The 13,862-nt window shown below is 42.5% G+C and carries 15 protein-coding genes; all 15 read left to right on the forward strand.

All coding sequences use genetic code 11. The features are described from left to right. Positions 1 to 134: 134 nt before the first annotated feature. Positions 135 to 617, forward strand: a complete 483-nt coding sequence (locus D6V41_RS06505; RefSeq protein ID WP_136250699.1) for a YajQ family cyclic di-GMP-binding protein — start codon at positions 135 to 137, stop codon at positions 615 to 617. Beyond that, a complete protein-coding gene (gene mnmE / locus D6V41_RS06510; RefSeq protein WP_421907769.1) occupies positions 613 to 1,995 on the forward strand; it encodes a tRNA uridine-5-carboxymethylaminomethyl(34) synthesis GTPase MnmE in 1,383 nt (460 codons plus the stop codon). Before D6V41_RS06505 ends, mnmE begins: the two co-directional genes overlap by 5 nt. 20 nt (positions 1,996 to 2,015) lie before the next feature. Continuing rightward, entirely contained in the window at positions 2,016 to 2,447 is a 432-nt protein-coding gene (locus D6V41_RS06515; protein WP_136250701.1) for a flavodoxin domain-containing protein, read from the forward strand. Further along, positions 2,444 to 3,160, forward strand: a complete 717-nt coding sequence (locus D6V41_RS06520) for a DnaT-like ssDNA-binding domain-containing protein (RefSeq protein WP_136250702.1) — start codon at positions 2,444 to 2,446, stop codon at positions 3,158 to 3,160. Before D6V41_RS06515 ends, D6V41_RS06520 begins: the two co-directional genes overlap by 4 nt. A 7-nt stretch (positions 3,161 to 3,167) precedes the next feature. Then, positions 3,168 to 3,998, forward strand: a complete 831-nt coding sequence (locus tag D6V41_RS06525) for an ATP-binding protein (protein WP_136250703.1) — start codon at positions 3,168 to 3,170, stop codon at positions 3,996 to 3,998. 330 nt (positions 3,999 to 4,328) lie between these two features. Continuing rightward, a complete protein-coding gene (locus D6V41_RS06530; protein WP_168710978.1) occupies positions 4,329 to 6,173 on the forward strand; it encodes a glycoside hydrolase family 9 protein in 1,845 nt (614 codons plus the stop codon). A gap of 472 nt (positions 6,174 to 6,645) precedes the next feature. Beyond that, entirely contained in the window at positions 6,646 to 8,556 is a 1,911-nt protein-coding gene (gene mnmG, locus D6V41_RS06535) for a tRNA uridine-5-carboxymethylaminomethyl(34) synthesis enzyme MnmG (RefSeq protein WP_136250705.1), read from the forward strand. Next, entirely contained in the window at positions 8,556 to 9,239 is a 684-nt protein-coding gene (gene rsmG / locus D6V41_RS06540) for a 16S rRNA (guanine(527)-N(7))-methyltransferase RsmG (RefSeq protein ID WP_136250706.1), read from the forward strand. The genes mnmG and rsmG overlap by 1 nt, the downstream gene beginning before the upstream one ends. Before the next feature lie 50 nt (positions 9,240 to 9,289). Continuing rightward, positions 9,290 to 10,069 carry a ParA family protein gene (locus D6V41_RS06545; protein ID WP_136250707.1) on the forward strand — a complete coding sequence of 260 codons (780 nt, stop codon included), beginning with the start codon at positions 9,290 to 9,292 and terminating at the stop codon, positions 10,067 to 10,069. Between the two features lie 57 nt (positions 10,070 to 10,126). Further along, entirely contained in the window at positions 10,127 to 11,044 is a 918-nt protein-coding gene (locus D6V41_RS06550; protein ID WP_136250708.1) for a ParB/RepB/Spo0J family partition protein, read from the forward strand. A gap of 201 nt (positions 11,045 to 11,245) precedes the next feature. Continuing rightward, complete coding sequence (locus tag D6V41_RS06555) at positions 11,246 to 11,626, forward strand: ATP synthase subunit I (RefSeq protein ID WP_136250709.1); 381 nt, start codon at positions 11,246 to 11,248, stop codon at positions 11,624 to 11,626. Positions 11,627 to 11,680: 54 nt separating this feature from the next. After that, a complete protein-coding gene (gene atpB, locus D6V41_RS06560) occupies positions 11,681 to 12,514 on the forward strand; it encodes a F0F1 ATP synthase subunit A (RefSeq protein WP_136250710.1) in 834 nt (277 codons plus the stop codon). 44 nt (positions 12,515 to 12,558) lie between these two features. Beyond that, the gene (gene atpE, locus D6V41_RS06565) at positions 12,559 to 12,798 is read left to right on the forward strand and encodes a F0F1 ATP synthase subunit C (RefSeq protein WP_136250711.1); all 240 of its coding nucleotides are present in this window, start codon (positions 12,559 to 12,561) and stop codon (positions 12,796 to 12,798) included. 43 nt (positions 12,799 to 12,841) lie between these two features. Further along, complete coding sequence (atpF, locus tag D6V41_RS06570; RefSeq protein WP_136250712.1) at positions 12,842 to 13,312, forward strand: F0F1 ATP synthase subunit B; 471 nt, start codon at positions 12,842 to 12,844, stop codon at positions 13,310 to 13,312. A gap of 12 nt (positions 13,313 to 13,324) precedes the next feature. After that, a complete protein-coding gene (atpH, locus tag D6V41_RS06575) occupies positions 13,325 to 13,858 on the forward strand; it encodes a F0F1 ATP synthase subunit delta (protein WP_136250713.1) in 534 nt (177 codons plus the stop codon). Positions 13,859 to 13,862 lie beyond the last annotated feature (4 nt).

The raw sequence follows: 13,862 nt of genomic DNA on the forward strand, positions 1-13,862 counted from the left end.
AAATTATTTGGCGTGTCACACATTTAACGATTGTCTGATAAACTAAGCGCTTAAAAGAATATGCGATAACTTGTCAAACTAACCGTGAAATATCGCCCATTCACATCACAAAAATATACAAAGAAGGACAGCCTATGCCCTCATTCGACGTTGTATCTGAACTGAATAATGTTGACGTAAAACACGCAGTCGATAACGCTAATCGTGAGCTATCGACGCGATTTGACTTCAGGGGCGTAGAAGCCTCCTTTGAGTTTAAAGATGATAATGTCATCATGACGGCCGAAGGTGACTTTCAGCTTCAGCAGCTTCAGGACATGTTACGTAACTCCTGTGCAAAACGAAACGTTGATACCCGTGCCATGCAGGTAAAAGATATTCAGCGCTCCGGTAAAATGCATAAGCAAACCATAGAATTTAAACAAGGCATCGATCAGGAACTGGCAAAACGCTTGGTCAAATTGATAAAAGACAAAAAGCTTAAAGTTCAGACCTCCATACAAGGTGATAAGCTCAGGGTAACCGGTAAAAAGCGAGATGATTTGCAAGCCGTGATGGCAATGCTTAAAGCAGAAGATTTACCGCAACCCCTGCAATTTAACAATTTTAGAGATTAATTTGGTGACCTATTCTCTAACGCAAGACACTATCGTCGCACAGGCGAGCGCTCCAGGGCGAGCGAGTGTCGGGATTGTGCGAGTGTCTGGCCCAAAGGTCAAAGTTGTTGCAGAAAAAATTCTAAAACAGTGTCCACAACCACGAGTTGCCAGCTACCTGCCCTTTTATGACAAAAACGGCGAAGTCATTGACCAGGGTATCGCCCTATATTTTGAAAATCCACACTCCTTTACCGGCGAAGATGTACTTGAGTTGCAAGGGCACGGTGGGCAAGTCGTAATGGAGATGCTGTTAGAAGCCTGTTTAGCGACTAATGTTGTACGTTTGGCTCGACCGGGTGAATTTAGTGAGCAAGCGTTTTTAAACGATAAAATGGATTTAACACAGGCAGAAGCCATTGCCGATTTAATTGAGGCTTCTTCTCGACAGGCTGCAAAAAGCGCGTTAAAAAGCTTGCAAGGAGCCTTTTCTGATGCCATTCGCCAGCTTGTTGAAGAAGTTATTCATCTTAGGATGTACGTTGAGGCCGCCATTGATTTTCCAGAAGAAGAAATCGATTTTTTGTCCGATGGCAAGGTACAGCATTATCTGGCGAACATTGTTGATAAATTAGAGCAAGTAAAAAAGCAAGCCAAACAAGGCACCTTGCTACGTGACGGCATGCAAGTCGTCATTGTTGGCCGCCCAAATGCCGGAAAATCGAGTTTATTAAATGCACTTTCAGGTAAGGAATCGGCTATTGTCACTGACATTGCCGGAACCACGCGAGATGTATTAAAAGAGCATATTCACATAGACGGAATGCCATTACACATTATTGATACTGCGGGTTTGAGAGACAGTACAGATAAGGTTGAACAAATCGGTATTGAGCGCGCATGGCAAGCAATTCATCAAGCAGATCGCGTCTTGTTTTTGGTCGACGCACAAACCACTGATGCAGATCAAGTACAGGATATATGGCCAGAGTTTTACGAACAGTTACCACAAGGTATTGGACTAAGTGTTGTACGAAACAAATGTGACTTAACGGGTGAAAAGACGGGTATTGATGAGTCATTTTCTCACCCCGTTATCCGAATATCGGCTAAATCGGGAGACGGGCTTCGCCCCTTAAAAGATCATCTGAAAGCCTGCATGGGCTTTGAACAGGCAGGTGAAGACCAAATCATCGCGCGACAGCGTCATATCAACGCTTTAGCAAATGCTGATACGCATATTTATCAGGGCAAAGCGCAATTGGAATCCCAGATGGCTGGTGAATTACTAGCGGAAGAACTGCGTATCGCACAACACTATTTAAATGAAATCACCGGTGAATTTACCTCAGACGACTTACTCGGTAAAATATTTTCATCGTTTTGTATAGGTAAATAAGGCAATAGTTAAGGAAGCGCATGAAATTTGAAATCGTTGTTGGCTCAATGCTAGGCGCAAGTGAATACGTTGCCGAAGCCCTTGAACAAGCCCTTCTTGAAAAGGGCCATCAAGTAAAGGTTCATCTGCAACCTGTATTAAAAGAAGTCGACTTTTCGTCTATCATCATTGTTGTGACTTCCACGCATGGCGCTGGCGACTTGCCAGATAATATCCAGACATTTGAAGAGGAACTGGCGCAACAGCAGCTAACCGATACAAAATTTATTGTGCTTGGTTTAGGTGACACTAGTTACGATACCTTCTGCCAAGGTGCGATTACAATGGAAGAAACTTTTCTGGAAACCGGAGCAACTTTGGTTCACCCTCCCGCGCACATAGACGTGCTTCACCATCCGGTACCTGAAGATGAAGCCCTCATTTATCTAGAAGAAGTATTAGGTAAGCTGTGAACGACCTTGAATTAAGCGCCTTACAACAAGCCATCTCTAATGAGGCGCGGGTGTTGTATTGTTTGTATTTGCGTCCCCAGGTGTCGACAACCGATTCAGTGTTGATCAATAATCGAGATATACTGGATTTGCTCAATGCGCATAGCGAATCTATTAAATTAGGCCGTCAAATTAGTGCCTTATTCAAACAGCTTTATCACGTTGGGCTCATTCGGTTTATCGATGACGCAGGTCAATTGAAAGAAGACATCAGTTTCGATAAAAGCCTGAATCATCATATTGTGAAACTTCCTCTGATACAGCTAAGTGAAACCCATAATCATTTAAAAGAAAAAACCCTTGCGGGCACCGATGTCAAAGACGCAAACACGGACAATTTAAACCATCTTCATCAACAACACGAAAAGATGCATATACAATGGCGACCAGATGAAGCGCTGTTTACCCAAATTTGTCAATTAGTAGGTTTGATAGACATGGCTTTTGATGCGGATGAGATAGGTGAATTTATCGCATACTGGATGGGTAGACCCGAAAATAAACACACGCATTATCAATGGACACAAAAATTTGTGATACATTTGAAGCATCGGCGCATTAAGCAACCTTCGCGCACTGAGCAACACAAAGTAGGACATCAATGGGTAGAGCCAAAAGCCGGCATAAGCTTTGATGAAAACGTAAAAAAACTAGTAAGCAAATATAGCGGATAAAAAGTGCATGAAAAGCTTTCAAGACAGACTTGCCGATATCGGACGAGCGCTTGGTAAAGATGTAGACAAACTGACCGAAAATGCTGCGCCTTTTGACTATAAAAAACAGCGGGCGATGTACGATGCGCTTGCCAATGAAGAAGTCGCCAGATTACAGCAGCAAAGTAAACAAAAGCGAATTGAAGCGCTTTACGGTCAGTCAGAATTGAATCCACATTGGACATTTGATTCACTAAAAGAAGATGCACCCGATGTTATTGAGGCAGTCAGCATTGCTCGCTCGTTCATCGCGGCACATCAAGATCCGGATTGGCGTCACAGCAACGCGCATATGATGATTTTTTATGGTGATTACGGTCGGGGCAAATCGCATATCGCGGGCGCGATTGCACACCAGCTTATTCGACAATATGAAATTACGGTGTTATATCGTCAGTTGCAAACACTCCTGGAAATGCGATTTTTCTCGTATGACTATCAAGCTGACGACAAAGCTTCACAGCAATTTAGAGAAATTAATAAACAACTTCATGATGTTGATTTACTCATATTAGATGAAGTTTGTGTCAATGAAACGGTGCTTAAAAAAAGCGCCCAAAGTTATCTGGGCAATTTATTGCGACAGCGAGCAGCCACAAACAAAAACTGTATATTGATCACCAATCACAACCTTTCAGAATTAGAATCAGCTTTAGGCCGTTATTGTTTTGAATCTATTAAAGAATACGAAACTTACAAGGTGCACTTTCAAGGCCCAAGTCGTCGCCACGCGGTCGCCTCAGAAGAAGCAGAAACGTCCAATCAAAGTCATACTGGCTATCGTCCCAACGCATTTTAGTCAGGTTAACGCTTAGCCTTAACCTGCAATTTTTCATTCATATTTTTCACTTCTTTATAACAATTTTTTACAAAATAGTAACAAGCCGATCTTTTAGCTTGTCAGGATAAATTCCTTTGGTTAACGTCTAGGTTAACGTTTATAAAACAATAATAAATTCAACTATAAACGTCCGTTCGAGTTTTTACATCTATTCTTAAACACTATCAAAATACCTCTCGCATCAAACGTTATTAGCAATAGCCTTCCTGTTGCATTAGCGATTAAGAATAGTGCGGTTTGTAGCAGTTAACTCACTTCAACATACTTAACCTTTGAATGAGAGTACCAATGAAATATTTACACTATCTGAACGTCATCATTTTACTCATGTTTTTATGCGCGAATGCTTTTGCTGAGACCGTTCGCTTAAAAGAAAACTGGGGCAATCGTTACTTAAGTGCAACAAGCAAAGAGCCATGGGAGCTAGTTAAAGCTGCCAATCTCAACAGCGCATGGGACAGTCAAAAATGGGAAGAAGAGGCGCTTGGTAATAATGTTTATCGTTACAAAAACAAATGGTCTGGTCATTACCTGACTTCGACATCTACCGATGCTGCCAGCGATATCAAAACAGCACCACTTAATAGTACATGGGATAGTCAAAAGTGGAAGCGCATCAACGCTGGCAACGGCCAATTCAGATTGCAAAACATTTGGACTGGAAAATACTTGAATAATACTGCCAATGCCAACTGGTCTAACGTTGAGCAAAACAATCTTAACAATAGTTGGGGGAGTATGAAGTGGACGCGTTCTGTTGTTGGTAGCACCAACAATGAGGGTAATCCAAAAGAACAAAGATCAACGCATAACTACGGACATGCCTTACAACTAACGCCTTTATTTTTTGCTGCCAATCAAATGGGCAATCTCACAGATACACGCCTTCCCTGGCGCAGTAATACAAACACCGATGGACAATATTCGGGTGGTTGGGGAGATGCAGGAGACAATATTTTGTTTGGAAAGGCCCAATTTTCAGCTATTGCATCAATGTGCGTAACTGCTTATATATTTAAAGATGAACTTCAAGAATTAGGCCAATTTGATGAGCTTCAGCTACAAGCCAAACATGGTATCGATTTTTTATTAAAAGCACACGAACGTGACAGTAATGGCGACACTAAAAGCCTGGTTGTACAGCTAAGTGACAGCGCTACTGATCATCACAGATGGCTAACCCTGGAACAAACTACCCATTGGCGACCGGTCTACAAAATTGATAAAAATAATCACGGTAGTGATTATGCCGCACTTGCAGCCGCTGCAATGGGATTTTGTTCAAAAGTACTCGGCGGCACTTATCCTGACACCCTAAAAAATCAAGCTCAAAAGCTACTGACTTTTGCCAAACAGAATCGCGGTTTAGGCGAAAATAACGGAGTCGTTACGGTTTATAAAAATAGCAACGGTGATGAAGATGAAATGGCATTAGGTGCTTTAGGCGTGTATCTGGCCACCGGAAACACCTCACATCGCGACTATGCCAATACCATTATGGATGACAGCTATTTAAGCATGTGGGCAGGTGGCTTTGAACATCAGGAACAATTGGTGTCAACACTTCTAGCTATTTGGGGAAACTATCCGGATCGCGACGCCCAAATACGAACCTATTTTGATACATGGAAAGACGTAGGTGCAGATCTCAAACGCACAGCAGGTGGATATGTATTGCATGACAGCAATAACTGGGGTTCCAGTGGCAGTGTGGCACCTGCGTTAATGAATATGGCGATTTACGCAAAGGCAAAAAACACTAATCGCTGGGATGCCCATATCAAATCACAAATTGATTATTTGCTGGGCTCCAATCCCGTCAATATGCCCTATCTTTGTGGCTTTAACACCAATAGCAACTGTACGCAAATTCATCATCGAGGCGCCAGTGGCGGTGCTAACTTTAGCGGGGTAAATGAAAATATGCTTTGGGGCGCCTTGTTAGGGGGAGTAACAGAAAATGATTATGACTTTGTAGATGATCAACAGAACTGGACAGGTAACGAGCCGACGGTTCATTACAACGCCAGCATACAAGCTCCATTAATCTACATGTATAAAAAACATGGTGGCAGACCACTTAGTAATTCTGCTTTACAAACTAAGCTAAATAACTGGAATGGTTTTGACTAAATTAAACACAGTTTACGAATAAGTCGATTTTCACAGCCTTGTGGATAAGTTGAGTACAAGGCTGTGATCAACGCAATAACAACTATTGGATGAAAATTCTTGTTTTTTCAGCTGTGGACAAAACAAGGACTTAAACCCAGGTTATTGATCACTTATTGATCACTTATCCCACGGATTAAAATCTTTTAACTGATTGTTAATATAAGTAAAAATACACTTACTCACAAATTCGGGCTTACGTAATAGTAGTAGTAATAAAGATCTATCTATATATTTCTTTATATTTATAAACTTCGCGCATTTCTTAAGCATGGTCTAAAAAACAACAAAAATTTAAAAAAATGAGGCGTATTTGTTTCAGTAAAATTGAACAATTAATAAACATTTCAAAAAGGGATGTTCTCATATACAATACGCGCCCCATTTTAATGGGCGCTTTATAAGTATTTGGCAAGCTAACTTGGGTGAGACAATGTTTTATCAGCAAGCATTTGATGTGATTGTAATTGGTGGTGGTCATGCAGGCACAGAGGCAGCTATGGCTTCTGCGCGTATGGGGGCATCTACCTTATTGTTAACTCACAGTATTGAAACCTTAGGACAAATGTCGTGTAACCCTGCTATTGGTGGGATTGGCAAAGGTCATTTGGTAAAAGAGATTGATGCCCTTGGAGGCGTCATGGCCAAAGCCATTGATAAAGCAGGTATTCAATTTCGCACCCTGAATTCGTCAAAAGGACCTGCAGTTAGAGCAACACGTGCACAGGCAGATAGAACCCTCTATCGAATTGCCGTTCGTCAAATGCTCGAGTCACAAGAAAATCTCACGCTTTTTCAACAGTCCTGTGACGATCTGATCGTTGAAAACGATCGCGTAACAGGCGTTGTCACTCAAATGGGCTTAAAATTTAAAGCCAAAACCGTTGTACTAACAGTTGGCACATTTTTAGGTGGCACAATTCATATTGGCCTCGAGAATTATAAAGGTGGCCGGGCAGGTGATCCGCCTTCAATTGCGTTGGCTGAACGTTTGCGTGCTATGCCCTTCAGGGTTGATAGACTAAAAACAGGAACACCTGCGCGCTTAGATGTCCGGACCTTGGATTTTTCTGTGATGCAGGCACAACCGGGTGATACCCCTCTACCGGTATTTTCGTACATGGGCAAAGTTGAAGACCACCCTGAGCAAATCCCCTGCTACATTACGCATACCAACGCCAAAACGCATGACATTATTCGCTCCGGGCTCGATCGCTCTCCTATGTACACTGGCGTTATTGAGGGCGTGGGGCCACGTTATTGTCCGTCTATTGAAGACAAAATTATGCGCTTTGCTGACAAAGAATCACATCAGATATTTGTTGAGCCAGAGGGGCTAAACAGCATAGAAGTGTATCCAAATGGTATATCAACCAGTTTGCCTTTTGATGTGCAAATGGCCTTGGTCCGCTCAATCAAAGGCTTTGAAAATGCGCACATAGTCAGACCTGGATACGCCATTGAATATGATTTTTTTGACCCTCGTGACCTGAAACAAACCCTGGAAACAAAATTTATTAAGGGCTTGTTTTTTGCCGGACAGATTAACGGAACAACAGGCTATGAAGAAGCGGGCGCGCAAGGTTTAGTCGCAGGCGCTAATGCTGCACTTCAAGTGCAAGAAAAAGACAGCTTTGAACTGCGTCGTGATCAGGCTTACATGGGCGTTTTGATTGACGACTTGGCCACCATGGGCACAAAAGAACCCTATCGCATGTTTACCAGCCGAGCCGAATACCGATTGTTATTGCGAGAGGATAATGCGGACGTAAGACTAACTGAAATTGGCCGTCAATTAGGCCTTGTTGATGACGCACGTTTTGCAGCTTTTGAAGCAAAAATGGAAGCGGTAGAGCGTGAAAAACAACGTTTGTCAAAGCAATATGTGCACGCTAAACATCCAGCGGCTGAGCCATTAAATGAAGTACTAAAAAATCCTATTACGCGTGAGCATTCACTGGAAGAGTTAATTCGTCGTCCTGAAATGAATTATAAAACTTTGATGAATATTCCGTCACTTGGTCCGGGTCTTGATGATGAAAAAGCGGCAGAGCAAGTCGAAATTCAAATTAAGTATGCAGGCTACATAGCGCGTCAATTAGAAGAAATCGCCAAATCTCAGCGCCATGAACAGACTTTGCTCCCCGTCGATTTTGATTATTCAAAAATCTCAGGATTATCGAATGAAGTGGTGTCTAAACTTAGCGATGCGAGACCAGAAACTATAGGAAAAGCGTCGAGAATATCAGGGATCACGCCAGCCGCTATTTCGTTGTTACTGGTGTATCTGAAAAAGCATAATATGTTGTTCAAACAATCTCATTCCACTGCGCGATCTGCCTAATGTCTGCGGTCGAAACAGCTTTGGAAACAGAGTTAAATCAGCAACTGGAGGCGCTTATTCGCCAAACCCAGTTGAAGGTATCTGTGGAAAAGCGCAGCCAGCTTGTGCGGTTTGTACTGATGATGCACAAGTGGAATAAAGCTTATAACTTGAGTTCTGTTAGAGAACCTCAGCAAATGCTAATCAAGCACATTATGGATTCGCTAGTAGTGCTGCCCCATTTGCATAAAGGCATACACAGCAAGCAAATTGGCTTTGAACAGGTGCGAAAAATTGCAGATGTAGGAACGGGTCCGGGCTTGCCGGGTATTCCCCTCGCCATTATGTGCGAGGACATCGAATTTACGCTGATTGACTCTTTGGGCAAGCGTATACGGTTTATTAAACAGGTATGTTTTGAGCTTGGTATAAAAAACGTTCAGGCCTTGCATACACGCGTGGAAAATGTGCAACAACAGGATTTTGACTTAGTGCTCTCCAGAGCCTTTGCCTCACTTGAAGATATGCTAAGCTGGTGCGCTCATTTAGTCGCACACGGTGGAGAATTTCTTGCGTTAAAAGGTCACTTGCATCAAGATGAGCTAGCAAAGGTGCCTGCTGCTTTTTCAGTGGCACAGACCTATCCCCTTTTGGTACCATCTTTGGAGGGCGAACGTCACTTGGTGCGAATCATCAGGGCGTAACATCAAAGGTCTACAATTTAAGCGAAACAGTTAAGTAAGCAGGAACTATTTTGGCGAGAGTCATTTCTATTGCAAATCAAAAAGGCGGCGTTGGAAAAACCACCACCGCCGTCAACGTTGCCGCATCAATGGCAGCCACTAAACGCAAAGTATTGCTGATTGATTTAGATCCGCAGGGCAATGCAACTATGGGAAGTGGTGTTGATAAATACGATGTTGAAAATACTTGTTATGAGCTATTGATTGAAGAAAAAGCGCCAGAAGATGTCATCATTACCGAAACAAGCGGCAAATATCATCTTATTGCAGGCAATTCTGATGTAACCGCAGCTGAAATTAAACTGATGGAAGTGTTTGCTCGCGAAGTTCGTTTGCGCAATGCCCTGGCGCCTGTAAAAGATAAATATGATTTTATTTTTATAGATTGCCCGCCTTCGTTGAACCAGTTAACGGTTAATGCGCTTGCCGCGTCAGATTCAGTGCTTGTTCCTATGCAGTGTGAGTACTATGCCCTTGAAGGTTTAACCGCTTTAATGGATACCATTCAAAAACTGGCATCTGTCGTCAACCCGGCGCTTAAAATTGAGGGTGTGCTAAGAACAATGTACGACCCAAGAAACCGCTTAGCCAATGATGTGAGTGAGCAATTAAAACGGCATTTTGGTGATCAGGTGTATAGAACAGTCATACCCCGAAATGTACGATTGGCAGAAGCGCCGAGTTTTGGTGCGCCTGCCATGTATTATGACAAGTCGTCAACAGGCTCCAAAGCTTATTTGGCTTTAGCTGGAGAAATTTTAAGGCGCCAGAAGCAAGCGCTTAGTGCCTGACAAGGATCTTTCCGATGCGGGTATACATGACAAAAGCAATAACGATAGAGACAATTCATGGCAAAAAGTAAAGGCTTAGGCAGAGGATTAGACGCGTTACTGGCAACAAGTAAAAGCTATTCCGACAAGTATAACGAAAACAATCCTGCGCAAAGCGCTGCTGAGGCGCCTGCCAGCGAATTACAAAAGCTGCCCATCGAATTTTTACAGCCCGGAAAATATCAGCCACGAAAAGATATGGCGGATGCCGCACTAGAAGAGCTGGCAGCATCGATAAAAGTACAGGGCATTATTCAACCTCTCATTGTTCGTCAAATTGCAGAAAATCGTTACGAAATCATTGCCGGTGAGCGACGATGGCGTGCAGCGCAATTAGCAAAGCTTGATAGCGTTCCTTGCTTGGTAAAAGACATACCAGATGAAGCAGCGGTGGCAGTTGCTTTGATTGAAAATATACAGCGTGAAGATCTAAATGCCATGGAAGAGGCGCAGGCGCTCGACAGGCTAATGGTGGAATTTAAACTAACGCATCAGCAGGTGGCTGAGGCTGTGGGTAAGTCGCGCACCACCGTCACCAATTTGCTTCGGCTAAATGGTTTGGAAAGTACAGTAAAAACGCTTTTGGAGCACGGTGATATTGAAATGGGACACGCAAGAGCCCTTCTTGGTTTACAAGGTGATCAACAGGCCGAACTTGCTGCCTTGGTTGCTGAAAAAGGCCTGACGGTGAGAGATACCGAAAAACTGGTTAAAAAAACACAGGAAGGCACAGCAACAAGCACTTCGTCGAACGCCAAGCAAAAAGCCGATCCGGATGTTGTGCGTCTTGAAACCAGCCTGACAGAACATTTAGGCGCGCGAGTTAAAATCGATCACAATAAAAAAGGAAAAGGGAAGATGGTCATCGCGTTTGATGATCTTGAGCAGCTTGAAGGAATTATCGAAAGAGTAAGCAGCGAGCGGCTAAGTAAATAGCAAAGTCCCTCACGTAGCAAATATTTTTATGGATGTGTAAGTTCGTAAATACCTGATATTAGCTATTAGTATTAACGAATGAAACATTTCACGCTTATTGACGGTTTTTGGTTGAATTTTTTATGTCTACCAGTATACTTCGAGCGCCATTTAATGACCCTTTTCGACCTGTAAAGGTCTTTTAAGGACGATTTTTTAAAGATGACTGACTTGGCAAGGTCTGGAAAACGCCTGGCTGCAAAAGCGCTTTTTTTGACAAGTGGCTTGATGTTGATAATTTCAGGAATTGTTTTTGTTTTTCAGGCACAACATGGAAAGTCCGTTTTGTTAGGATGGTTGTGTTTTGTGTTACCGCAAGCATTATTTGCTTACTGGGTATTTCGATATTCAGGCGGCAGTAAAAATCGGTTGGTCGCACAAAGCTTTAATCAGGGAATGAAGTTAAAAATGGCGAGTACGATAATTTTGTTTGTTGTTGCCTTTTCTCTTTTTCATGCGCAGCCCCTTTTTCTCATCGGCGCATATGCAACAACATTTATTGGCTATTCAATCATTTTGGCGAGTTTACACCCCTCGACTTAACATCGAATAGCCAACACAGCGTAGAATTTAGATTGATAAAATTTAGGGTTTGAAATGGCATCTTACGATACAACGCAAGAATATATAAATCACCACCTTACCAATGCGCGAATGTGTTCTACTGAACAAGGTATTGCTTTTAATAAAGCATGTGAAGACGCCGGCTTTTGGGTTTGGCACATCGATACACTTGCATGGTCATTTTTACTGGGCTTTGGCTTTTTGTTTTTATTTTATCGGATGGGTAAAAAGGCAACAACGGGCGTTCCGTCCAAAACGCAAGCCTTAATCGAATTAATTGTTGAATTTGTAGACGATAATGTCCGCAGTTCTTTTCATGGGAAAAGTGCTTTAATTGCACCTCTAGCCTTGACCATTTTTGTCTGGGTACTGCTGATGAACCTAATGGACTTGGTGCCGGTTGATTTACTTCCGTGGATAGCTGGTCTAGTGGGGCAGTACGGATTTGGTATGGATCCAAAAGACGTTTACATGAAAGTCGTACCTACAACAGATATAAACACGACCTTTGCCCTATCTATTGGTGTGTTTGTTCTTATTATTTACTACTCGTTAAAAATTAAAGGTATCAAAGGGTTTACCAAAGAGCTCACTATGCAGCCCCTAAATCACCCAATTTTTATTCCTTTTAACTTTGTTATCGAAAGCGTTACATTGCTTGCCAGACCTTTGTCATTGTCTTTACGTTTATTCGGTAACCTTTATGCCAGTGAGCTAATTTTTATTCTGATAGCAACACTTGGCTATTTCCAGCTTCCCTTGCACTTCACTTGGGCTGTTTTCCACATTTTGGTACTTCCGCTACAAGCCTTCATTTTCATGATGTTAACCATTGTGTATTTGAGCTTGGCCTGTGAAGACCACTAGTTTTACTTTTTATTATTTACATTTAACTTAAATCGGAGATAAAAATGATCTACATCGCAATCGCTCTAATTATCGGAATGGGTGCTTTAGGTACTGCAATCGGTTTCGGAATTATGGGGGGCAAATTCTTAGAATCTTCTGCTCGCCAACCAGAGTTAGCACCACAACTGCAAGTTAAAATGTTTATTCTTGCAGGTCTTATCGATGCAATCGCAATGATCGGTGTGGGTATTGCTCTTTACATTCTATTCGTTGTTGCCCCGGGTCTAGGTGGAGTTTACTAAATCCCTTTTTCTGGCTAACGAATAAATAAGAGGAGGAGCGGACGTGAATTTTAACGCCACTCTAATAGGTCAGCTAATCGCCTTTACGGTGTTTGTTGGCTTTTGTATGAAGTTCGTATGGCCGCCAATTATGGCTGCCATAAAAGAGCGTCAAAAGAAGATAGCAGATGGTCTTGCTGCCTCAGAACGTGCTGAGAAAGATTTAGAACTTGCGCAATCAAAAGCGACCGATCAATTGCGTGAAGCAAAAGATCAAGCTGCGCAGATCATTGATCAGGCAAAAAAACGTGCGTCTCAGTTAGTTGAAGAAGAAACGCAGCGTGGTCACGCAGAGCGTGAAAAAATTATTGCTCAAGGTCATTCTGAGATTGAAGCAGAAAAAAATCGCGTGAAAGAAGAGCTTCGCAAGCAGGTTGCTGCCCTGGCAATAGCCGGTGCAGAGCGAATTCTGCAGCGTGAAATTGATGCTGACGCACAATCCGACATTGTTGAAAAACTTGTCGAAGAACTTTAAAGGATAAGCATTATGTCAGACTTAATGACTGTTGCTCGTCCCTACGCTAAAGCTGCATTCAACTATGCTGCTGAAAATCAAGCAATCGATAAGTGGCTTGAGATGTTAGGCTTTGCCGCTGAGGTAACAAAAAACGCCGATATGCGTGAGTATTTGAATGCCTCTCACTCTGCCGTTACGGTAAGCGATGTATTTATTAACATCTGTGGAGATCAGCTTGATGAAGCGGGTCAAAACTTTGTAAAAGTATTGGCCGAAAATTCAAGACTATTACTCTTACCGACTATCTTTGCCATGTTCAGTGACATGAAAGTTGAATTCGAAAAAGAAATTAGTGTGGATTTAACTTCAGCATCGACTTTGACGAAGCAGCAAATCGACAATATAAGTGAAGCGCTTGAACGCCGATTTGAGCGCAAAATACAGCTAAATTGTAACGTGGATCCATCACTCATAGCGGGCTTTGTAGTCAAAGCCGGTGACACGGTGATCGATAGTTCTATTAATTCTAAATTAAATCGTCTAAAAGACGCGTTACAAGCATAACGGG

The organism is Ningiella ruwaisensis (assembly GCF_004798935.1).
Classification (GTDB): Bacteria; Pseudomonadota; Gammaproteobacteria; order Enterobacterales; family Alteromonadaceae; genus Glaciecola; species Glaciecola ruwaisensis.

Excerpts from the sequence above, each read along its gene's own strand:
- D6V41_RS06505 (WP_136250699.1), top strand. The coding sequence starts at position 135 with ATGCCCTCATTCGACGTTGTATCTGAACTGAATAATGTTGACGTAAAA.
- D6V41_RS06515 (WP_136250701.1), top strand. The coding sequence starts at position 2,016 with ATGAAATTTGAAATCGTTGTTGGCTCAATGCTAGGCGCAAGTGAATAC.
- D6V41_RS06525 (WP_136250703.1), top strand. The coding sequence starts at position 3,168 with ATGAAAAGCTTTCAAGACAGACTTGCCGATATCGGACGAGCGCTTGGT.
- D6V41_RS06530 (WP_168710978.1), top strand. The coding sequence starts at position 4,329 with ATGAAATATTTACACTATCTGAACGTCATCATTTTACTCATGTTTTTA.
- mnmG (WP_136250705.1), top strand. The coding sequence starts at position 6,646 with ATGTTTTATCAGCAAGCATTTGATGTGATTGTAATTGGTGGTGGTCAT.
- rsmG (WP_136250706.1), top strand. The coding sequence starts at position 8,556 with ATGTCTGCGGTCGAAACAGCTTTGGAAACAGAGTTAAATCAGCAACTG.
- D6V41_RS06550 (WP_136250708.1), top strand. The coding sequence starts at position 10,127 with ATGGCAAAAAGTAAAGGCTTAGGCAGAGGATTAGACGCGTTACTGGCA.
- D6V41_RS06555 (WP_136250709.1), top strand. The coding sequence starts at position 11,246 with ATGACTGACTTGGCAAGGTCTGGAAAACGCCTGGCTGCAAAAGCGCTT.
- atpB (WP_136250710.1), top strand. The coding sequence starts at position 11,681 with ATGGCATCTTACGATACAACGCAAGAATATATAAATCACCACCTTACC.
- atpE (WP_136250711.1), top strand. The coding sequence starts at position 12,559 with ATGATCTACATCGCAATCGCTCTAATTATCGGAATGGGTGCTTTAGGT.
- atpH (WP_136250713.1), top strand. The coding sequence starts at position 13,325 with ATGTCAGACTTAATGACTGTTGCTCGTCCCTACGCTAAAGCTGCATTC.